This is a genomic window from Thiohalocapsa sp. (assembly GCF_022340605.1).
Classification (GTDB): Bacteria; Pseudomonadota; Gammaproteobacteria; order Chromatiales; family Chromatiaceae; genus Thiohalocapsa.
The window spans coordinates 1-20,385 of record NZ_JAJDNQ010000064.1; the positions used below are offsets into that span (position 1 = coordinate 1).

General features: G+C 69.5%; 18 protein-coding genes. 1 reads left to right on the forward strand and 17 read right to left on the reverse strand.

From position 1 onward, the window contains the following. Nucleotides 1-112 precede the first annotated feature (112 nt). The 11 genes from LJE69_RS08035 to gspG form a co-directional block, all read right to left on the reverse strand. On the reverse strand, nucleotides 113-1,234 hold the full coding sequence (locus LJE69_RS08035) for a DegT/DnrJ/EryC1/StrS aminotransferase family protein (RefSeq protein ID WP_296923708.1): 1,122 nt from the start codon (nucleotides 1,232-1,234) through the stop codon (nucleotides 113-115). Between the two features lie 34 nt (nucleotides 1,235-1,268). Then, nucleotides 1,269-2,240 carry a KpsF/GutQ family sugar-phosphate isomerase gene (locus LJE69_RS08040; protein WP_296923709.1) on the reverse strand — a complete coding sequence of 324 codons (972 nt, stop codon included), beginning with the start codon at nucleotides 2,238-2,240 and terminating at the stop codon, nucleotides 1,269-1,271. Nucleotides 2,241-2,266: 26 nt separating this feature from the next. Continuing rightward, nucleotides 2,267-4,414, reverse strand: a complete 2,148-nt coding sequence (gspD, locus tag LJE69_RS08045) for a type II secretion system secretin GspD (RefSeq protein ID WP_367114643.1) — start codon at nucleotides 4,412-4,414, stop codon at nucleotides 2,267-2,269. Between the two features lie 76 nt (nucleotides 4,415-4,490). After that, nucleotides 4,491-5,258 carry a type II secretion system protein N gene (locus tag LJE69_RS08050; protein WP_296923711.1) on the reverse strand — a complete coding sequence of 256 codons (768 nt, stop codon included), beginning with the start codon at nucleotides 5,256-5,258 and terminating at the stop codon, nucleotides 4,491-4,493. Next, nucleotides 5,255-5,965 carry a type II secretion system protein GspM gene (gene gspM, locus LJE69_RS08055; RefSeq protein WP_296923712.1) on the reverse strand — a complete coding sequence of 237 codons (711 nt, stop codon included), beginning with the start codon at nucleotides 5,963-5,965 and terminating at the stop codon, nucleotides 5,255-5,257. Before gspM ends, LJE69_RS08050 begins: the two co-directional genes overlap by 4 nt. Nucleotides 5,966-5,975: 10 nt before the next feature. Continuing rightward, entirely contained in the window at nucleotides 5,976-7,070 is a 1,095-nt protein-coding gene (locus tag LJE69_RS08060) for a PilN domain-containing protein (protein WP_296923714.1), read from the reverse strand. Between the two features lie 303 nt (nucleotides 7,071-7,373). Then, nucleotides 7,374-8,294, reverse strand: coding sequence for a general secretion pathway protein GspK (locus LJE69_RS08065; protein WP_296923716.1), 921 nt, complete (start codon nucleotides 8,292-8,294; stop codon nucleotides 7,374-7,376). 22 nt (nucleotides 8,295-8,316) lie between these two features. Then, on the reverse strand, nucleotides 8,317-9,198 hold the full coding sequence (locus LJE69_RS08070) for a prepilin-type N-terminal cleavage/methylation domain-containing protein (protein WP_296923718.1): 882 nt from the start codon (nucleotides 9,196-9,198) through the stop codon (nucleotides 8,317-8,319). A gap of 12 nt (nucleotides 9,199-9,210) precedes the next feature. After that, nucleotides 9,211-9,621 carry a prepilin-type N-terminal cleavage/methylation domain-containing protein gene (locus tag LJE69_RS08075; protein ID WP_296923719.1) on the reverse strand — a complete coding sequence of 137 codons (411 nt, stop codon included), beginning with the start codon at nucleotides 9,619-9,621 and terminating at the stop codon, nucleotides 9,211-9,213. Between the two features lie 62 nt (nucleotides 9,622-9,683). Further along, on the reverse strand, nucleotides 9,684-10,208 hold the full coding sequence (locus LJE69_RS08080; protein WP_296923721.1) for a GspH/FimT family pseudopilin: 525 nt from the start codon (nucleotides 10,206-10,208) through the stop codon (nucleotides 9,684-9,686). 109 nt (nucleotides 10,209-10,317) lie between these two features. Then, nucleotides 10,318-10,758 (reverse strand): type II secretion system major pseudopilin GspG, encoded by a 441-nt coding sequence (gene gspG / locus LJE69_RS08085; RefSeq protein ID WP_296923722.1) that lies wholly within the window; start codon nucleotides 10,756-10,758, stop codon nucleotides 10,318-10,320. 300 nt (nucleotides 10,759-11,058) lie between these two features. Here gspG and LJE69_RS08090 point away from each other — a divergent pair, with 300 nt between their 5' ends. Further along, on the forward strand, nucleotides 11,059-11,283 hold the full coding sequence (locus LJE69_RS08090; RefSeq protein WP_296923724.1) for a Uma2 family endonuclease: 225 nt from the start codon (nucleotides 11,059-11,061) through the stop codon (nucleotides 11,281-11,283). Nucleotides 11,284-11,496: 213 nt separating this feature from the next. On the opposite strand, the gene LJE69_RS08095 is transcribed toward LJE69_RS08090, so the two are convergent. From LJE69_RS08095 to LJE69_RS08120, 6 genes are all read right to left on the reverse strand, one after another. Beyond that, complete coding sequence (locus tag LJE69_RS08095) at nucleotides 11,497-12,705, reverse strand: type II secretion system F family protein (protein ID WP_296923726.1); 1,209 nt, start codon at nucleotides 12,703-12,705, stop codon at nucleotides 11,497-11,499. A 36-nt stretch (nucleotides 12,706-12,741) separates the two neighbouring features. Then, the gene (gene gspE, locus LJE69_RS08100) at nucleotides 12,742-14,415 is read right to left on the reverse strand and encodes a type II secretion system ATPase GspE (RefSeq protein WP_296923862.1); all 1,674 of its coding nucleotides are present in this window, start codon (nucleotides 14,413-14,415) and stop codon (nucleotides 12,742-12,744) included. 559 nt (nucleotides 14,416-14,974) lie between these two features. Continuing rightward, nucleotides 14,975-16,852: a nucleoside-diphosphate sugar epimerase/dehydratase gene (locus tag LJE69_RS08105; protein ID WP_296923728.1), complete on the reverse strand. Its 1,878-nt coding sequence runs from the start codon at nucleotides 16,850-16,852 to the stop codon at nucleotides 14,975-14,977. Nucleotides 16,853-16,864: 12 nt separating this feature from the next. Further along, nucleotides 16,865-17,959, reverse strand: coding sequence for a glycosyltransferase family 4 protein (locus tag LJE69_RS08110; RefSeq protein WP_296923730.1), 1,095 nt, complete (start codon nucleotides 17,957-17,959; stop codon nucleotides 16,865-16,867). Nucleotides 17,960-17,986: 27 nt separating this feature from the next. Next, nucleotides 17,987-18,541, reverse strand: coding sequence for a DJ-1 family glyoxalase III (locus LJE69_RS08115; RefSeq protein WP_296923732.1), 555 nt, complete (start codon nucleotides 18,539-18,541; stop codon nucleotides 17,987-17,989). 37 nt (nucleotides 18,542-18,578) lie between these two features. Beyond that, a complete protein-coding gene (locus LJE69_RS08120; RefSeq protein WP_296923733.1) occupies nucleotides 18,579-20,210 on the reverse strand; it encodes a S41 family peptidase in 1,632 nt (543 codons plus the stop codon). Between the last annotated feature and the right edge of the window lie 175 nt (nucleotides 20,211-20,385).

Genomic DNA, 20,385 nt, shown 5'->3' on the forward strand with positions numbered 1-20,385 from the left:
GCCAAGATCGATCGTTCCTTCGTCGGCGGCAAGCCGGGCAATCCCGAGTCCCGCTCCATCGGCCGCAAGGCCGGACGCACTGAGGCGGCGTCTGGCGGCGGCCGATCCTCCGTTAGGCAGCGGCGCCGGCGAGGACCTCGGCCACCCGCTCGGCATCCTCCGCCGGCAGGTAGGGATGCATCGGCAGGCTCAGCACGCGCGCGGCGGCGCGGTCCGCGTGCGGCGTGCCGTCCGGGCGGCAGAGGTGGGCATAGGCGCCCTGACGGTTGAGCGGAATGGGGTAGTGCACCGCGGTCGGGATGTCCGCTGCGCTCAACCGGGCAATCACGGCGTCGCGGTCGTCTGTCTGCACGGTGTACTGGGCGTAGACGCTGGTGTTATGCGGCGCGATATGGGGGGTGAGCAGGCCATCCGCGGCATCGCCAGTGCTGTTGGCGCCGCAGGCCTGGAGCAGCGCCGTGTAGCGGGCGCCGGCGGCGGCGCGGCGCTCCACCTCGTCGGGGAAGATGCCCATCTTCGCGAGGAGCACCGCGGCCTGGAGCGAGTCTAGCCGGCCGTTGATGCCGAGCCGCGGATGGCTGTAGCGCTTGTCCTGGCCGTGGTTCATGACCTGGCGCATCAGGGTCGCGAGCCGCTCGTCATCGGTGAAGCAGGCACCGCCGTCGCCGTAGCAGCCGAGCGGCTTGGACGGGAAAAACGAGGTGCAGCCGATGGTTGACAGTCCGCAGGAGCGCCGATTCTTGTAGGTGGCGCCGAAACTCTGCGCGGCGTCTTCGATGACGGGTAGGCCGTGGCGCGCGGCGATGGCGTTGATGGCGTCCATATCCGCGCACTGGCCGTATAGGGACACCGGCATGATGGCGCGGGTCTTGGGGCCGATGGCCGACTCGATGCGCCCGGGGTCGAGGTTGTAGGTGACGGGGTCGATATCGATGAACCTGGGCACCGCGCCGAGCAGCGCGATGACCTCGGCGGTGGCGACGAAGGTGAAGGGCGTGGTGATGACCTCGTCGCCCGGTCCGACGTCCAGCGCCATCAGCGCCACCAGCAGCGCATCGGTGCCGCTGGAGACGCCGACGCAGTGGCGCACGCCCACGTAGTCGGCGAGGCGCTGCTCCAACTCGGCCACCTCGGGCCCCATGATGTAGCGGCCATGGGCCAGCACCGCCTGGATGCGGGCCTGGACCTCGGCCTCGATGCGCGCCTGCTGCGCCTTCAGGTCGATGAACTGCATCGCTGTCTCCGCTTTCTTCTGGCCGCAGCGGCCGTCACTTCTGCACCACGCCGACCACGCCGCCGTGGTCCACCACCACCAGCAGCGTGATCTTGTGCTTGGCCATCAGCTCAATGGCGGTCTGCATGTTGCTATCGGCGCCGATGGTGATGGGGCTCGGTGTCATCAGGTCCGCCGCACGCTTGTCGAAGAAGGCCTGGCGGTGGGCCTGTACGGCGCGGCGGAGGTCGCCGTCGGTAATGATGCCGAGCGCGTGATTCTGGTCGTCGCTCACCAGCGCAATGCCGAGCTTGCCGTTGCTGACGGACGTGAGCACGGCATCCGCGTCGGCATCCGGCGACACGAAGGGCAGATTGTCGCAGCGCATCTCCTCGCGCACCCGATGCAGCAAGCGCCGGCCGAGGCTGCCGCCCGGGTGGAAGCGGGCGAAGTCCACGGCCTGGAAGTCGCGTGCGCGCATCAGCGCCACGGCCAGGGCGTCGCCCATGGCCAGTGTCGCGGTGGTGGAAGCCGTGGGCGCCAGTTGCAGCGGGCAGGCCTCGCGCGCGACGCGCACGGACAGGTGCACGCTGGCATGCTTGGCCAGCGTCGAGCGGGCGTTGCCGGTGAGTGCAATCACCGGATTGCCGTTGTCGCGCAGGAACGGCAGGAGCTTCACCAGTTCCTCGGTCTCGCCGGAATTGGACAGCGCGACGAAGACGTCCGCCGGCGTCACCATCCCCAAGTCGCCGTGGAAAGCCTCCCCCGGATGCATGAAAAAGGCCGGCGTGCCGGTGCTGGCGAGTGTCGCGGCGAGCTTCTTGCCGATGATGCCGGACTTGCCCATGCCGCAGACGATGACCCGCCCGCGGGTGGCGAGGATGGTCTCCACCGCGGCACTGAAGCTGCCGTCCAGATTCTCGGTGAGGCCGAGGATGCCGGCGGCCTCGATCTCGAACACCTCGCGGGCGACGGCGGCGCAGTCGATGATGCAGGCGGCGCGGGCACTGCTGGCGGTCTCGGGCATGGGCGTCGTCGGTGTGGGCGAGGGTGTCAGAAGCGGGTGTCCAGGTTCCGAACCTTCTCGCGGAAGTCCCGGGTTACGGTCTCGATGTCGCTGTCGCTCGCGATCACGCGTGGCGTGAGCACCACCACCAGCTCGGTGCGCTCGGCGTCGTGGGATGTCTGGCCGAACAGCGGGCCCAGCAACGGCGCTCGGTAAAGCCCCGGAATGCCGGACTTGCCGTCTACCTTGTTGTCCTGGATCAGGCCGCCCAGGACCACCGCCTGGTTAGAGCGCACGGCCACGTTGCTGGTAATGTTGCGGGTGCGGAAGGTGGGCGAGTTGAGCGCGCCGCTTTCCTGGGCGACCGTGCTCACCTGCTGCTCGATCTCCATCTGCACCATGCCGCCGGGCGTGACCCTGGGCTTCACGGACAGCATCACGCCGGTCTTGCGATACTCGATCTGGTTGATGATTCGGTCCGTGGTCGACGTGCCCTGCTGCTGGGAGGTGGCGATGGGCACATCATCGCCCACCTGGATCTCGGCAGTCTGGTTGTCGCGGACCATCACCGACGGTGACGACAGCACATTGACCAGGTTGTCCTGGGCCAGCGCCGACAGGGTGGCGCGGATGGTGTCGGGGCGCAGCACCACGGACCAGTTGAAGGTGGACGGGGTGCCGTTGGGCTCAAAGCTCTGTGCCGGACCATTGTCAGTGCCCCGGTACGAGATATCGCTGCGATAGCCGCCGACGTTGCGGGTGTTCTCCGAGTCCCACTTGCCACCGGCAGCGAGGCCGAAGAAGCGCCACTGCACGCCGTACTTGAGATTGCCAGTGAGGCGGATCTCGACGATGGTCGCCTCCACCAGCACCTGCAGGGGCACGATGTCGAGCTGCTTCAGGGCATCGAGGATCTTTTTGTAGTCCCGCGGGCTCGAGCGCACCAGCAGCGAATTGTTTACCGGGTCCGCGACGATGCTCACCTGCGACGACAGCTCCAGCGTGCTCGCCGTGGCACGAAGCGGTGTCGTAGTACCGCCGCCGAAGCTCCCCTCCCCGCCGTCTTCGCCGCCAATGCTGGTCTCGCTCATGCCGGGGGCGACCCCACCGATGCTGCGGCTGCTGCCGCCCTCGGTCTCGCCGGCGAAGAGCTTGGAGAGCACGTCGGCGAGATTCTCGGCGTCGCCGTGGCGCACGCGATAGACGAACAGCCGTTGCGCCGTGCTGCCGCTGGCCTCGGCGCGATCGAGGCGGTCGATCCAGTCCTCCATCTGCGCCAGGTAGCTCTGTTGCGGCGACACCACCAGAACGGCGTTCGCGCTCTCCACCGGAATGAACCGGAAGATGCCGTTCAAGGGGTTGGGCCCGTTGTCGTCGGCGAGCAGCGTCTGCAGCTGGGTCACCACGTCCGTCGCCTTGGCGTACTCGAGCACGAAAAAGCCCACCGACAGACCGGCCATCCAGTCCACGTCGAACACCTGGATGGTATCGAGCAGGTTGCTCATTTCCGGGCTGGTGCCGGCAATGACGATGAGGTTGCGCAGGTTGTCGGTGCGCACCACGCTGCCCTCCGGTGCCAGCGGCTCCAGGATGCTGGCCATCTCCTCGGCACCGATGTAGCGCAGCGGCACCACCTGCACGCTGTAGCCCTCCGGCAGGGCACGCGACGACTGCCCGAGCTGCGGCACGATTCGGCCCTGAATGGCGTTGCTGAGCGGCACCACCTCATAGGTGCCCGCATTGTCCACCAGCGCCGCGTTGTTCATGCGCAGCAGCATTTCCAGGGTGGGTATCAGCAGGTCGCGCCGCAGCGGGCGGCCGGTCTGCAGCGACACCGAGCCCGACACCGCCGGGTCCAGCACGTAGTTGACACCGAGCAGGTCGCCCAGGATGACCTTGACCACTTCGCGAATGTCGGTGCCGTCGAAGTTCAGCGTGATGTCGCCCGGCGTGGTATCCACGCCCGGGGGCGCCACCTGGCGGACGAAGGTGCCGGTGCCACGCCGCACCGATTCCTTCTCCTGCGGCAGTTCCTCGCCAAGGGCGATGCTGGCCGGCTGCCCGGCACCGGTGCCGGTGGGGAGCGGGCGGCGATTGGTGTCGGTGATATGACCGGTCGACTCCCCGATGCGCTTGCTGGGGTCGAAGATCAGGCCGCCGCAGCCATTGGTGAGCATCACCATCAGCGGCAGCAACAGGGCGACGCAAAGGCGCCACAGCGCGGACCTCGGAGCGACCCACTGCCAACGGCGTCTGCAACGCTGCGGTTGTCTACGAGCCAGGTATGGTCGCATTGGGTTGGCGTGTGGGCGGGCGTGTGGGCGGTAGCCGGGAGGGTGTGGGCTTGGTGCTGCGCTCGGTGGCCTGCCGCTGAGATGTCGTCTGCCCGCCGCGTTGGACGGGTCGCCCCGCGGCGTTGTCGCGCGCATCCTCCCGCGGCAACATGCGTCGGCGCCGCGCGACCGGCACACCGCGCTCCCGGCCCATCCCGGCATCACCGACCTGGTGGCGGGGCTGCATGCGGGTTGGTGGGATCGGCGGCGGTGCGTTTTCGTAATCACGCAATAATAGCCGATTGGTCTCTCCCTGTCGCTCGAGCACCAATTCGTCGGGCGCGATGCCCTTCACCGTCCAGCCGGCGAATTCGTCGCCGAGCCGCAGGCGCTTGAGCTCATTGTCATCGGGGCTGCGCACCCAAGCCGAGACCACGTCGGGGGTAATCACGACGGCCGTCAGGTCCACGCCGTCGAGCTCGGTCACGGGCTCTTCCTCGCCCTCCTGCTCCCCGGTTTCCTCGGGCGGCGGCGGGCGGCGATCCGGAAGGAACAGCGGCCGTTCGACGACCGAAGCATAGTCCTCCTTTGGCGGCGGCTCGAGCGGAACGCCGCGCAGCTCTGCCGCAGCAGTATCCTCTCGCGCGGCCGCCTTGGCCGGGGCGTCCGGCGGCGCCGGCAGGGATGCGTCGCCGGACCAACCGCGCCACTGCACAACCAGGACCAAGCCGAGCAGCAACGCGAGCGACAGGAGCATCGACTTCATGCCCCGCCTCCGAGTGCATACCCAAAGATATCCAGCCGGACCGTCAATTGACCGACGTTACGCGGCATCAGGCGCCGCCTGATGGTGCGCCCGCGCAGCCGTGGTGCCCGGGGGGCGGTCGAGCGGATGGACATCTGCTCCACGAACAGGAAGGGCTGTGCGCTCTCGATGCGGTGCAGCACGTCCAGTAGCTCATCGGTCGTGCCCTGGAGCTGTATGCGAATACGCACCCGCGGCGGCTGCTCTTCCTCGTTCGTGGGCAGGATTTGGGTGCTGATGGGACGGGCGCCGGCGGCGCGGACCATTTCCTGCACCTCGCTCTGCAGGCGCGCGCCGGCGAGCGCCGGTGTTTCCGCATTGAAATAGAACGCCTTGAAGTCCTCGTTGGACTGCTCCCGGGCCAGTGCCGCGCGCAGCCCCGGCAGGGTCGCCACCAGGCGCTGATAACGGTAGAGCTGGTCGACGCCGCGCTCGTAGTCCGCATCCAGCGCCTGCAACCGCTGCCACCAGGGCAAGGCGATGGCCAGCGCCAGGAGCACCGGCAGCAGCAGCAGTGCGCCCCAGGCGACGATGCAGTCGACGCCCGGCCGCGTGCGGCGCGGGCGTGCCGCGGCCTCCGGCGGCGGTGCATCCGGCGCGGCATCGGCGACGAGGGATGTTGCACCGCCCGGCGAGCCCGGCGCGTCGAGGCCGACGGGTTCGTTCATCGCGGCGCGCTCACTCCGCCTCCGGACGGGCGTACGCGAAGGAGATGTGGAAGCGCTCCTGGCCAGTGCTGGCCACCTGCATCACCGGCGAGCGAAAGCTCACTGCGCTGATGCCCGGACCGTTCTCGAGCATGCCGATGAGCGCCGTCGCCTGGTCGGACTCGCCGCGAATGTCCACCTCGCCGTCACGGAAGTTGAGGGTCTGCACCCAGGTGCCGTCCGGCAATATATCTGTCAGCTCCCGCAGCAGATCGATCATGCGCGGGTGATCGCGCTTGCGGTTCAGTACCTCGACGCTGCCCAGCCGGGCACGCTCCAGCGCCTCGCGCACGTCCTCCACCGCCGTGGCGGCGCCGCGCACGCGACGCAGTTCGGCGTCCAGCAGCTCCAGCGCGCGGCGCTTCTGCCACAGGGGCGTCACCAGGGCCGCGACCAGTAGCGTGATCACCAGGGCGAGAAGCGCTTGCGTCAGCAGCGACCCGAAGCGCGGGCGCTTCGCCCGCTCCTCGCGCGGCAACAGGTTGGCACCGGGCCAGGCGCCTGGCCAGACGAGCCGCGACGCCGGCGAGCGCCCCTCGCGCAGGCGGTCCAGCCAATCCGCGGCGGCGTCGCGCCGCGCCACCGCCAGCTCCACGTCCAGCTTGCTGCCGCGGGCGACGCGGCCGACCACCCGGGCGTCGAAGTAGACATCGCTCGACGTGAAGGGGGTGAGACGGTCCATTTCGAAGGCGAGCACCTGGCGCAGATTGTCCTCCACCTGCGCCGGCAACGCGGCATGGCGCAGCAGCACGCGCTCCGCGGGGAGCTCCAGCCAGGTCTCGCGCCAGCCCCGCTTCGGCGGATGCGCGAGCAAAGAGACCAGGCTCCCGCCCGTCCGCAGATCCAGGCCGCCAATGGGCTCGCGCTCGTCGCCGACTTGCAGCAGCAGCTGCGCGTCGTCCCCGTGCGGCTGCACCACCAGCCGGGGGTTGCGCAGCGCCAGCCAGCGCCGCAGCCGCTGCGGCATGCAGCGAAGCAGCCCATCCCGCCAGGGCCGCAGTAGATCCGCGCCCGTCACGGGCAGCCGCAGACCCGCGAGGCGGGCGGGTCGGCTCAACGCCGCCAAGACGTTCCCTCCCGCGCATGGCAAAGCCGTACGCGCATCGGCGGTTGAGCGATCAAGGTCATGCCAAGGCGATCTCCTAAGACGCGGGCCAATGCCGACGTGCCGGCAACTGGGAACGCCGGCATGTTGCCGGCATCCGGGAGCGCCGGCATCTTGCCGGCAACTTTGCCGGCAACAGGGAGCGAGCGGCTCTCCCCCCTGGTACGCGAAGCCGCAGCCAGGCAGCACCCGGCCACCGCGCCAACCCCTCGCCCCGCCCGCAAACCGGCGCCACGCGAGCGCCAAGCATAGCGCGATGGCCCGTCACTCGTCCGCTGCGTGACCGCCCGTCGCCTGTGGTGCCTCCGCCGGCAGCCCATAGCGCCGCCAAAGCACCTCGAACGGCTGCTGCCCCCCCTGGACCGACAACAGCGCTTCCATCTGCCGGCCGGCGCCCTCCGGCGTGACCTGCGCCACCCGCACCCGATACAGCGGCCCACCGCGGCTGACGGCGACCGGCTGCTGCCCGTCCGGCAGCAGCGGCTGATCGCGCTCTAGCACCAACTGCTCGGCATCCTCCAGGGCAATGCCCTGCACGGCCGCCAACACCCGCGCGGAGGCGAAGCGCTGCTCCACGCGTCCGGTATCGTTGTGCACGGTGAGGTCGGGAGCGAGACGCCGGTACAATGCCCGCGGCATGCCCAGCACCAGCTGCAGCTCCTCGACGCTGCGGAACGGCCCGTCGGCCGCACCATAGGGCAGTCCGGCAGCCTCGTAGTCGCTGTCCTCGGCGCCGTTGAGCTGGCTCACGTCGTCCTCATCACGCCAGTCGACGATGGCATCCGCCAGCGCATCGCGCTGCGCCTCGTCGAAGCCTTCCTCGCCCTGGGCGAGCTCGATCAATGCCGCCAGTTGATCCCGCGTCGCAAGATTCAGATCCAGCCGCGACATCTCGTTGCTGAGCGTGACGGTCAGGTCGGCGCCATCAAACATGACCGGATGCGGCATCCCGTTCGGCGTCCAGACCGCCTCCGCCGGCACCGTCTCCAGCGGGGTCGTCAGCAGATTCAGCGCCGTCAGCGCCAGCACCGCCTCCGCGCGCGCCCGAAACCGCGCCGCGTCGATCTGATTGCGCGTCAACGCGTTCTCGGTGCGCTGCGTCGTCGTCAGCCCGAGCGCCATCACCGTGAGCAGGGTGATGACCCAGAGGACAAGGACGAGGGCGATGCCGCGTTGCGCGGCCATGGACCGTCGCGGCCGGAACGGGTCACCGATCATCGGGCCGCCCCGGTGGTGTTCTCGTGCCGGTATCGCGCGACTGGCCGAGTGCCGCGGGCAACGACGCCACACTGCTTATCGCCCCACGCCCCGGCAGTTCCAGAACGGCGGCGGGCCACGACTCGCGGGGTGTGCCGACGGCGATGCGCACGCTTTGCGGCAGCTCCGACTGGTCCTCCCATTCCTCGAGCCATTTCGGATCGGTCTCGCCTTCTTCGACGCCGAAGTAGGCGAGCTCGAACTGCTTCACCTGCGGCAGCAGCACGGTGCGGCCGTAGGCGCCGGCAGCGACGTCGCTGTCGAGGGGACCTTGGTCCGCATCGGTGCTGGAGGCCTCGGCGAGGGGTTCCCAGGCGGGGTAAGCGTCGCCGCCGGCGAGCGCGTCGGGGTGCAGCAGCCAGCGCACCAGCACCAGGCGATCGTGGTCGCCGGCGGGCTCCACGACCAGTCGCAGGATGTAGAGACCAGGGATGCCGACGTGCTCGGACAGCGGCGCGACGAATTCCAGGCTGTGGGCGTCGCCGGCGAACACCGGCCATTGCTGACCGTCGAGGAGGACGCTTTCCGACCGCACCTGGCGCAGGGCGCGCTCGATGAAGTTGCGGGCAACGCGCAGGTCGTTGACCCGATCGGAGACGGTCTCGACCCCCTCCCAGGCGCGAGAGCCGAGCCTGAGGCCGGAGAACAGGAGCACGGTAATGACGGCGATCAGAGCCAGGGCGATCAGCAGCTCGACCAGGGTGAAGCCGGTTTGGCGGCGGCGGGTGCCGGGCTCGATGTAGCGCGCGCGCCCGGCCGGCAGGCGCGCCGCGCTGATCCGCGGTGCCTCCGCGGCGGGGATGTCGCGGTTGCGGTGTGCCGGCGGGATCATGTGCCGCGCGGCCTAGAGGCCGGGCTCGACGGGCTCGGCGAGGCGCAGCGTGCGCAGGGTCACTTGGCGGGCGCCTGCGCTGGTGGGCAGCGAGGCGACCGCGGTGACCAGGTACGGCTGCAGCGCGAGCGTCTCGTCTTCGCCCAGCCAGCCCGCGGGCTGGTAGGGCTGGATATTGACGATCCAGTCCATGCCGTCCTCGGGGTCGCCGGTGTGGACGCCTTCCTCCAGCGGGATGTCGGCGCCTACTTCAGCGAGCTTGGCTTCGGCCAGCGCGACGACGCGGCTGTACTCGCTGCTGACCGTCGTGCTGCTCATGGCTCGCTGGAAGATCTGCAGCAGCACACCGAGGCTGATGGCGAGGATGGCGAAGGCGACGAGGACCTCGAGCAGGGAGAAACCGCGGGAGTGCGCGGTGCGCACTGCGCGGTGCGACGGAGGCCGTCGCCGGGACACGCACTTCGCACTGCGCACCGTGCACGTCTTCATCGCTTCCACTCCCCAATCAAGATCCGCCCCGTCAGCCAATTCACGCCCACCTGGAAGCCACCGTCACCGCGCTTGAGAATCACGCGCCCACCACTGGAGCTGCCGTCCGGGTAGAAGCGGATGGCGCCGACGGTGTCGCTCTGCATCTCGTCCGCGGCAGCCACCAGCTTGAGCTCCAAGCCACTGGGCAGGCGCCCGCTGCGATGATCACCCTCGATGCGATAGCGGTGCTGGGCGATGTCGAGCACCCAGGCGGTATCGCGCCCCTTGGCGACAGCGATCTCGCGCGCGAGTCGGAGTGATCCGGCGGTGCGCCGCGCAGCCGCCTTCAGCTCAACACCGGGCAGCGCGGCGGTGATGAGCGGCGGCGTCAAGGCGAGCAGCAGGCCGGCGATGGCCAGCACCACCAGCAGCTCCACCAGGGTGAAGCCCTGCCGATACGCGCTTGGTGCCTGGCGCGCGCGGAACAACACTCGCGGCGACGCGAAGACGCGCAGCGATTGACGCCGATCACTGATCACGGAGAGTGCACGTCCGCTTCGGGCAGTCACAGGGGCGTCAAAAGGGCCGGCCTTCCCGCGCGGGCCTCAACTGCAGCCGGCGGCGTCGCGCGTGCCGCAATGCGCCGTCTCAGCCGCGCTCTGGCTCCGTCCAGCTGCTGATGTCCTTGTCGTCGCCGTCGCCACCCTCCTGGTTGTCGGCGCCCAGGGACCAGATATCGTAGGCGCCATGCTCTCCCGGAGCGCGATAATGGTAGTCGTTGCCCCACGGGTCCTTCGGCACCACGCCCTTGCGCAGGTAGGGGCCGTTCCAGTTGGGCGCGTCACCGGGATCGGTCACCAACGCGTCCAGACCTTCCGGATAGCGACCGGTTTCGAGCCGATACAGGTCCAGCGTCGCGCCGAGGTCCTCGATCTGCAATGCAGCGGTCTTGGTCTTGGAGGTGCCGAGGAACTTCATCACCTGCGGGCCGACCAGGCCAGCCAGCAGGCCGAGGATGGCGAGCACCACCAGGAGCTCGACGAGGGTAAAGCCGGCCGGCCGCCGGCGGTTTGGGCTTGTCTTGGTCACGCGGTCATCTCCTGCATCGAAGGGCAGTTTGAGCTCACCGGCACGCGCGGACCACCCACAGCCTTGGCGTTGGGGCCGGTCCCGGCACGCGCCGGCTTCGGTCCGGCCCATGATACCTTGAGCCCGTTTCCGCTCGTGTTGCGCAGCGCTAGAGTAGCAGCCTCGACCGACCGAGCCGCAGCCGTCGAGTACGACGTCATTCCTCGATCGAAGGCACACAAATGGACGCGAAACGACTGTACACCGTCGATGACCTGCTGGCATGGCAGGGTAACGAGCGGGTGGAGCTGATCCAAGGACGTGCTGACGCACTTCATGCGCTTGCAGCGCGTCGGCGTACCCCACTACTGGATCTTTGACCCGGAAGGCCGCGCGCTGATTGCCTATGCGCTGGAGGCGGGCGCTTACTGCAGCGTCTTTACCGCTGCCGGCGTGGCGGAGACGCGCCGGCGGGCGCGCATCCCGCCGTTCGAGGCGGTTGAAATCGAGTTGGGGGTGCTGTTCGGCGACGAGCCTGATGATTAGCCGGGGCTCGAGCTCCTCGCGGTACCGCGGCTGACGTCCGCTGGTGCCGGTGCCGGTGCCGGTGCCGGTGCCGGTGCCGGTGCCGGTGCCGGTGCCGGCAAGATGCCGGCGCTCCCAGTTGCCGGCAAGATGCCGGCGCTCCCAGTTGCCGGCAAGATGCCGGCGCTCCACGCCACGCGTCGTACCGGCCGGCCGGGGCGCTTGCGCCTGCCGTCAGAACACCAGCTCGTTCGCACCCAGGATGGCCATCATGATGGACACGATGATGCCGGCGACGACGATGCCCAGCCCGATGATGAGCGCCGGCTCCAGCAGGGTCAGCATGCGCTGCACGCTGTCTTTGGTTTCGCGGTCGAAGACATCGGCCACCTTCGCCAGCATGGCGTCCAGGGTGCCGGATTCCTCGCCGACGCGGATCATCTGTAACGCAAGCTCCGGCAGCACCTCGCGGGTGGCGAGCGGCTCGGCCAGGCCGCGCCCGTGCTTGAGGCCATCGGCCACCTCGGCCAGGCCCTCGCCGATCTTGCGGTTGTCCACGACCTCCTTGGCCAGATTCAGCGCGGAGAGCAGCGGCAGGCCGTTCTTCAGCAGCGTGGACAGGGTGTGGCAGAAGCGGGCGGTCTCCATCTTCCAGATCAGATCCCCAAACAGTGGCAGGGCCATGACGGCGAAGTCGAAGCGCCGGCGGTTATCCGGGACCATGAGCCAACGCTCCGCCACGACCGCCACGACGGCGACCAGCACCAGCAGCGCCCACCAGTAACTGCGCATGACGTCGCCGGCACCGACGACGATGCGCGTGGATAGCGGCAGCGCGGCGCCCATGTCCTCGAACAGCACCGTGAACTGCGGCACCACGAAGACCAGGAGCAGAATCACCGACAGCCCGGCCACGAACAGCAGGATGCCCGGGTAGACCAGTGCCGAGGTGACGGTGCCGCGCAGCTCGGCGGTGCGCTCCAGGTAGTCCGCGAGGCGGCCCAGCACCTCGTCCACCGCACCGCTGGCCTCGCCGGCGCGGACCATATTGACGTACAGCTTCGGAAATTGGCCGTCCTGCGCCTCCAGCGCCGCGGACAGGGCGGCACCGCCGCGCACCCGGTCCTGGAGGTCCGCCAGCACCCGCACCACGTGCTCCTCGGTGCTGAGCCCGGAGAGCACGGTCAGCGAGCGGTCCAGTGGCAGGCCGGACTGCAGCAGGGTCGCGAGCTGGCGGGTGAGGAGCTCGACATCCTTGGCGCTCAGGCGCTTGCGGCGGCGGCGCGCCAAGGTCGCCGTGAGCCCGCCGGCAGAACGGGTCTGCAGCGGGATCAACCCCTCGGCTTGGAGCTTGCGCACCAGCGCCGCCTCGTCGGCGGCGTCCTGCTCGCCCTCGATCTCCTCGCCGTCGAGCTTGACTGCCTTGTAGAAGTAACGGGGCATATCTGGGAGGCGGGATAGCGGCCCAAGCGCTCGGGGCTACTCCTCGCTGACGGCCGCCACCCGCAGCACCTCTTCCACCGTCGTATGCCCGGCGGCGGCCTTGCGCAGGCCGTCCTGGTACATGGTGAGCATGTCCTGCTCGACGGCGATGCGGCCGATCTCGGTGGCGGTGGCGTGGGCCAGCACGGCCTGGCGGATGCGGTCCGTCATTACCAGCACCTCGGCGATGACCAGCCGGCCGCGGTAGCCGCTGCCGTTGCAGGCGGCACAGCCGCGCGGGTGGTACAGGGTCAGATCGTTCTCGTCCACGCCGGGCAGTTGCAGGAAGCGCGCGGCCATCTCCGGCAGCGGCCGGAACGGCTCGCGGCATGCCGGGCAGAGCCGGCGCACCAAGCGCTGAGCGAGAATGCCGTTGATTGTGCTGGTGAGCAGATAGTCCTCGACGCCCATGTCCAGCAGGCGGGTGACACCGCTGGCGGCGTCGTTGGTGTGCAGGGTGGACAGCACCACGTGGCCGGTCAGCGCCGACTGCACGGCAATGCGCGCGGTTTCGAGATCGCGCATTTCGCCCACCATGATGATGTCTGGGTCCTGGCGGACGATAGCGCGCAGCGCGTGCGCGAAGGTCATGCCGATGGACGCCTTCACCGGGATCTGATTGATGCCCTGGATCTGGTACTCCACCGGGTCCTCGACGGTGATGATCTTGCGGTCGCCGGTGTTGAGCCGCGAGAGCGCCGTGTATAGGGTGGTGCTCTTGCCGCTGCCGGTGGGGCCGGTGACCAGGAAGATGCCGTAGGGTTGCTCCAGGATCTCCAGCACCCGCTCGCGCGGCGGGCCGTCGAAGCCTAGCGCGTCGAAGTCGAAGCTGACGGACTCCTTGTCCAGCAGGCGCATGACCACGCTCTCGCCGAACATGGTGGGCACGGTGGAGACGCGCAGATCCAGCTCCTTGCCCTGGATGCGCAGCGGGATGCGCCCATCCTGCGGCAGCCGGCGCTCGGCGATGTTGAGCTTTGCCATGATCTTGATGCGCGAGATCACGGCGGCCGTGGAGCGCACCGGCGGCGACTCGCTCGCTTTCAGGATGCCGTCGATGCGGTAGCGCACCTTCAACTCGTCGGCGAAGGGCTCGATGTGCACATCCGACGCCCGCGACTCCACCGCCCGCTGCATGATCTGGTTCACCAGCCGAATGATGGGTGCCTCGCTGGCGAGGTCGCGCAGGTGCTCGATGTCTTCCTCGGAGAAGTTGCCCAGTTCGGCGTCGAGGTCCGTGTCCAGCTCTTCCGGTTGCGGCGCCTCGTACAGGTGCTCCAGGGCCGCGTCGATGTCGGAAGGCAGCCCCACCCGCACCAATGCCGGGCGCCCGGCGGCCTCCTCCACCAGGCGCACCGCGGCGCGGTCCATGGGATCGGCGACGGCTAGTTCCACGGCGCTGGCGTGCTCGCGCAGCGGCACCACGCGCGCGTCCTTCAGAAAGCGCAAGCTCAAGTGCTCGTCCCCCGGCGGCGTGTCCGGATAGCCGTCCGCACCGATGAGCGTCAGGTCGAGCACCGCGGCGTAGGCGGCGGCCATGTCCCGCTCCGACACCAGGCCCAGGCGCACCAGCATCGAGCGCACCGGCACGCCGTCGTCGTCGGCGAGCTTGCGCGCCCGGGCGAGGTCGCCGTCCGTGAGCCTGCCGTGCTCGCGCAGGTGGGCGACCAGCGCCGCCTCGGGCGTGTCCGGTACGGGGGAAAAATCGGGATCGGCAACAGCGGCGTCGGCAACGCCTGGAACCTCCGGCGCGGCGGCGGACAGATCGGGGGCCGGCGGCGCCTCGGCCGCCGGTGCCGATGCGAGCGTGCGGGCAGCGCCGCCGGGCGGCGGCATGGCTGCGGCCTCGGCCGACACCTCGGCCCGCGGTGGTGGCGGCAGCGACAGTACGATAGGCAGCGCGTGCTCGGCCGCCCGCTCTGGCGGTGCGGACGGCGCAGCCGGGCTCGGCCGGGCCGCGCTCGCCAGGCCGGCGTCGACCTCGGGCGCCGACTCGTCCGCGGCCGGCTCCCGCGGCGAAGTCTCGGCTTGGCGCTCCAGCAGGTGTGGCGGGCGCCGCGCCGGCTCTTCCGCGAGCAGCTCGTCCTCGAAATCCAGATTAAGGTCGATGTTCGGCTCGCGGTAGCCGACGGCTTCGTCCGCGAGGGCATCGACCTCCAGGGAGAACTGCGGCGGTTCGGGCCGGTCCGCGTTGGCGGCGCGTTCGCGGCGGCGTTCCCGCTCGATGGCGTCAGACATGGCTCGGCTCCGGCGCCCCGGCTCGGTAGTGCGTGCCGGCAGGTTGCCACTGCGGCACGATCTCCCGCAAGCGCTCGGCAAGCGCATCGATGTCGCAGCGCTGAATACAGTCCGCGAGGTCGGCACGCCAGGCGGCGACGGCGTCGGCGTCGGTGGCGAGCCGGCGCGCGATACGGATCTTGGGATGCACCGTCGCGGTCAGCGATTCGGCGTCGTAGAACAGCTCCTCGAAGCGCTTCTCACCGGGGCGCAGGCCGATGTACTCGATGGCGATATCACGGCCGGGCTCACGGCCGGCGAGCCGGATCATCTGCTCCGCCATGCGGCTGATCTTCACCGGCTCGCCCATATCCAGCACGAAGATCTCACCACCGGCGCCGATCACCGCCGCCTGCATGATGAGCTGGCAGGCCTCCGGGATGGTCATGAAGTAGCGCTCCACGTCCGGGTCGGTGACCGTCACCGGGCCGCCGCGCTCGATCTGCCGCTGGAACAGGGGCACGACGCTGCCCGCCGAGCCGAGCACGTTGCCGAAGCGCACCGTGATGAAGCGTGTCGGCGATTGCACTGCCAGCCCCTGGCAGAGGATCTCCGCGGCACGCTTGCTGGCACCCATCACGTTGGCCGGGTTCACGGCCTTGTCGGTGGAGATCAGCACGAAGCGCTCGCAGCGGTGGCGGTGCGCGCTGTCGGCGACGACGCCGGTGCCCAACACATTGTTGCGCACCGCCGCGCGGACCTGGTCCTCCAGCAGCGGCACGTGCTTGTAGGCGGCGGCGTGGAAGACGATCTGCGGGCGCTCGCGGGCAAACAGCGCATCCACGCCGGTGCGGTCGCCCACGTCCAGCAGGTAGCGTCCCAGGTCCGGCGCGTCGGCGCGCTCGGCGAATTCCTGCTCGATCCGGTAGAGGTTGAACTCGCAGTTGTCGAGCAGCAGCAGTCGCCGTGGGCGGGCGGCCACCACCTGCCGGCACAGTTCGGAACCGATGGAGCCGCCGGCACCGGTCACCAGCACAACGCGCCCGGCGAGGCCGGCGCGTAGGCCGTCCCAGTCAAGCGTCACGGGGTTGCGGCCGAGCAGGTCCTCGATGGATACCGGCCGCAGCTGGCTGATGCTGACCTGCCCGGTCATCAGGTTCTCGAGCTTGGGCACGGTGCGGAAGGGCTTGCCCGTGCGCTCGCAGAGCCGGACCAGGTCGCCCATCTCCGCGGCGGAGGCACTCGGGATGGCGAGCAGGATGAGGTCGATGCCGAGCTCTTGGGTGAGTCGCGGGATCAGTTCGGTGCCACCCCGAATGGGCACGCCGTGGATCTCCGCCCCATGGCGGCGCAGCTTGTCGTCGACAAAGGCCACGGGCTCGTATCGGCGCGCCCCGGCGCGGCGCATGTCGCGCACCAGCATCTCGCCGGCCCGTCCTGCCCCCACGATGAGTACTCGGGTGCCGCTGCCCAGCGACAGGCGATGGTCCTTGAGCCAGCGATACAGGAGCCGCGGCCCCGCCAGCAGCAGCAACTGGAACACGAAGAACAAGGGCGGGACCGAGCGCGGCAGGTGCTCGCTGCGGTTGATGACGAACAGGACCACGACCACGGCGAGCGTCGTCGCCGCCACGGCCTTCAGGATGCGTACCAGGTCGGGCAGGGACGCGAAGCGCCATACGCCGCGGTACAGCCCGAAGGCCCAGTACATGAGCCCGGCCAAGAGCACCACCACCGGCAGCATGTGCAGGGCCATGCTGAAGTAGTCGGGTGGGATTCGCTCGAGATTGAAACGGGTCCAGAACGCCAAGAACCACGCCGCCGGCACCATCACCAGATCGTGCACGAAGGCGGCGGTTCGGGAGCGCAGGCGGTCGAGCCAGGGCGTCATTGCAGGCGGGCCTCAGCGTTCGGCGGCGGCACCGGCGCCAGCGCGCTCGGCAAGCTCGACGCGCAGATGCACCAGCCAGTACAGCCCCGCCCACGCGAGCAGCAGCAGCCACTGCTCCGATACGGTGAGGGACTGGCCCCCGATTGCGCTGGCGGCGGCGGCGGCCATCAGGACATAGGCCCGGAGCAGGGTCTGGCGCGGTGTCCAGCCAGCCAGCACCAGGCGCTGATAATGGTGCTCGCGGTGTGCACGCCAGACCGCGGCGCCGCGCAGCAGGCGTCGCGCCAGGGTCCAGGTGGCGTCCACCAGAAAGGGAGAGAACACGAGCAGACCGACCCAAAGCGCGAACAGCCCTCGTTCGGCCCCCCAGAGCACGAGCCCCGCCGCCCAGAAGCCGAGCACCGCGGAGCCCACGTCGCCGAGGAAGATGCCCGCCCGCGGCAGGTTGTGCAGCAGGAAGCCGCCGGCGGCAGCGGCAACGACCGCGGCCAGCAGACCGAAGTCGGCGGCGCCGGCACGAAAGCCGAGCACGGCGAGCGCACCGAAACCGAGCACCGCCATGCCACCGGCAAGGCCGTCCATGCCGTCCATGAAGTTGTACAGATTGGTCATCCAGACGACAAAGGCGAGCGTCAGCGGCGGTATCAACCAGGCGGGAAGCGCCTGCTGCTCGAGGCCCGGTAAGCCGAGCCGAGACCATGCAAGCCCACTCGTGTAGAGCAGCAACGCCGACAACAACTGGGTGGTCAGCCGATAGGGCGCCGGGACATGCCGGCGATCGTCGACGAGTGATACGGCCGCCAGCAGTGCCGTGGCGAGCACGGGCCAGAACGCGCCCGCGAGGGAGCCGACCCACCAGGGCAGCGCCACCAGGAGACCCACCACGACCCCAAGCAGCACGCCCGCACCGCCGGTGCGCGGCACCGGCGCCTGATGCAGGGAACGCTCGTTGGGCTCGTCGAGGATGCGTAGCGGGCCGAACAGGTTGCGCCGCAGCACCCAGACGACCGCGAACGCGACGCCGAACGCCACGACCGGCGCCACCACCAGGACGGGGGCAGGTGGTCCTTCCGCAACGGCCGAAACGGCTAGCGCGTCGAGGCCCATCCGGGGCACATCCGTACCGCGTCGGGATCAGCGCGGGCGCATCAGCTTGGACTCGACCTCATCGCGGCGCTCACGGCCGACGAGCAGCTCGATGAGCTGGAGGGCGAAATCCATCGCAGTGCCCGGGCCGCGGGAGGTGACGAGATTGCCGTCGGTGACGACGGCATCCTCGCTGAGCCGGATCTCCGGATGCTTGGCGGTATCCAGCGCGCCCGGAAAGCTCGTCGCCTGGCGGCCGTCCAACAGTCCTAGATCGGCGAGCATCAGGGGGGCGGCGCAAATTGCCGCGCACCAGCGACCCTGCGTGGCCTGCCGCGACACGATCGCCGCCAGACGCGGATCAGCGTTCAGATTGTTTGCGCCGGGCTGGCCTCCGGGCAGCGCCACCATGTCGAAAGTATCTTCGGCGACGGCATCCAGGGTCGTGTCCGGCACCAGCACGGTGCCGCGGCTCGCCTGCACCGGCGTGGCGTCCAGGCCGGCCGTAACGACCTCGATGCCGGCGCGCCGGAGCAGGTCGATGATGGTCACCGCCTCCACTTCTTCGCAGCCCTGGGCCAGGGGTACCAACACCCGTGCCATCTGCTCGTCTCCCGCCGCGGATCGCGGCTCCAGTGGATCAGTGTTGCCGCGCCGAGGCGCCGCGGAACAAGCTCAGCCCCTTCAACACATGCAGGGCTTCGGCGAGCTGGTAGTCCTCGGCGGCCAGGGAGCCGTCCTCGTCGTTGGCATTGTCCACGCTTTCCGCGCCCGCATTGTTCGGGTCTTCGAGGTGGCGCATCAGGTCGGCCTCCTTCAGCGGCGCGACGTTCGGGTTTTCGTCCAAAGCCACCTTGCCACGCACCAGCTCGATATCCGGCTCGATGCCCATGGCCTGGATCGAGCGCCCGGAGGGCGTGTAGTACCGCGCGGTGGTGAGCTTGAGCGCGGTGCGGTCGTCAATGGGCACGATGGTCTGCACCGAGCCCTTGCCGAAGGTCTTCTCGCCCATGATGACCGCGCGGTGCTGGTCCTGCAGCGCGCCGGCGACGATCTCCGACGCCGAGGCGCTGCCGCCGTTCACCAGCACCGCCAGCGGGGCACCGTCCAGGACGTCGTCCGGGCCGGCCTTGAACTCCAGCTTGGCGTCTTCGTTACGCCCCATGGTGTAGACGATGAGTCCACCGTCCAGGAAAGCGTCGCTGACACCGACGGCCGCGTTCAGCACGCCGCCCGGGTTGTTGCGCAGGTCCAGCACGACGCCCTTGAGGCCATTCTTGTTCTCGGTCTTGAGCTTGCCGACGGCGGCAAGCAGGTCCTCGGAGGTGCGCGCCTGGAAGTTGGACACCCTGATGTAACCGTAGCCGGGCTCCAGGGTACGGCTCTTGACGCTCGCGACCTTGATGACGTCGCGGACGATGTTGAAGGTGAGCGGGTTGCCTTCGTCCTCGCGCACCACCGTGAGCTCGATCTTGGAGCCCGGCTTGCCGCGCATCATCGCGACGGCGTCACTCAGGCTCAGACCTTTCACCGGCTTGCCGTCGATGCGAACGATGAGGTCGCCGGCCTCGATACCCGCACGCTGCGCCGGGGTGTCGTCGATGGGGGCGATGACCTTCACGAAGCCGTCTTCCATGCCCACCTCGATGCCGAGGCCGCCGAACTCGCCGGTGGTGCCGACGCGCAGCTCGCGATACGCCTCCGGGTCCAGGTAGGACGAGTGCGGGTCGAGCCCGTCCAGCATGCCACGGATGGCGCTGGCCAGGAGGTCGCGGTCGTCCACGTGCTCGACATAGTCGCTCTTGATGCGCCCGAAAACCTCGGCGAAGGTGCGCAGGTCGTCGAGGGGCAGGGCGTCGCTGTCTTCTTCGTCGGCGGCAGCTTCATCCGCGGCGTCGGTGTCGGCCGCCGGAGTGTCCGCGGGTGCGGCCTCGTCTGCCGGAACCTGGTCAGGCGCCTGATCGGGCGCCGGGGCAGGCACTGGCTCATCGGTGACCGCCGGGCCGGCAGGCTGCTCCGCCGCGCCGGGCTCAGGCCCCGCGGCGGGCGCGGGCGCCGGCCCGTCGGCGGGCAGCTGCGCGGGCGGCTCGACCGGCGCCGGTGGCTGGTAAGGTTCTACCGGCACAGACGTGGGCGGTGCAGCCGCGGGCGCCGGAACCGGCTGCTCCGCTTGCGCCCGGGTGAGGGCAGGCACCGCCATGAGCAGCAGGCAGAGCGTCGAAATGACCGGGGCACGGGCTGTCGCCCGCGCACGAAGGGATTGCTGGGACATGGGCGTATCTGAGCGCAGAGCGCTGTGTGTGGGCTGGGTCTGTGGTCTGGCTGAGCGGATCGGGAAGCTTGCGCGACGCCGCCTTTGCTTTGCGGGCAAGTCCGCCAGCGCTCCTCGTTGGATAGCGTGTGGCCGTGGGTGTTCCAGGAACATGCTTCGGGCATCGGGTGTACGG

Excerpts from the sequence above, each read along its gene's own strand:
- LJE69_RS08035 (WP_296923708.1), bottom strand. The coding sequence starts at position 1,234 with ATGCAGTTCATCGACCTGAAGGCGCAGCAGGCGCGCATCGAGGCCGAG.
- LJE69_RS08040 (WP_296923709.1), bottom strand. The coding sequence starts at position 2,240 with ATGCCCGAGACCGCCAGCAGTGCCCGCGCCGCCTGCATCATCGACTGC.
- LJE69_RS08050 (WP_296923711.1), bottom strand. The coding sequence starts at position 5,258 with ATGAAGTCGATGCTCCTGTCGCTCGCGTTGCTGCTCGGCTTGGTCCTG.
- gspM (WP_296923712.1), bottom strand. The coding sequence starts at position 5,965 with ATGAACGAACCCGTCGGCCTCGACGCGCCGGGCTCGCCGGGCGGTGCA.
- LJE69_RS08065 (WP_296923716.1), bottom strand. The coding sequence starts at position 8,294 with ATGGCCGCGCAACGCGGCATCGCCCTCGTCCTTGTCCTCTGGGTCATC.
- LJE69_RS08070 (WP_296923718.1), bottom strand. The coding sequence starts at position 9,198 with ATGATCCCGCCGGCACACCGCAACCGCGACATCCCCGCCGCGGAGGCA.
- LJE69_RS08095 (WP_296923726.1), bottom strand. The coding sequence starts at position 12,705 with ATGCCCCGTTACTTCTACAAGGCAGTCAAGCTCGACGGCGAGGAGATC.
- LJE69_RS08105 (WP_296923728.1), bottom strand. The coding sequence starts at position 16,852 with ATGACGCCCTGGCTCGACCGCCTGCGCTCCCGAACCGCCGCCTTCGTG.
- LJE69_RS08110 (WP_296923730.1), bottom strand. The coding sequence starts at position 17,959 with ATGGGCCTCGACGCGCTAGCCGTTTCGGCCGTTGCGGAAGGACCACCT.
- LJE69_RS08115 (WP_296923732.1), bottom strand. The coding sequence starts at position 18,541 with ATGGCACGGGTGTTGGTACCCCTGGCCCAGGGCTGCGAAGAAGTGGAG.
- LJE69_RS08120 (WP_296923733.1), bottom strand. The coding sequence starts at position 20,210 with ATGTCCCAGCAATCCCTTCGTGCGCGGGCGACAGCCCGTGCCCCGGTC.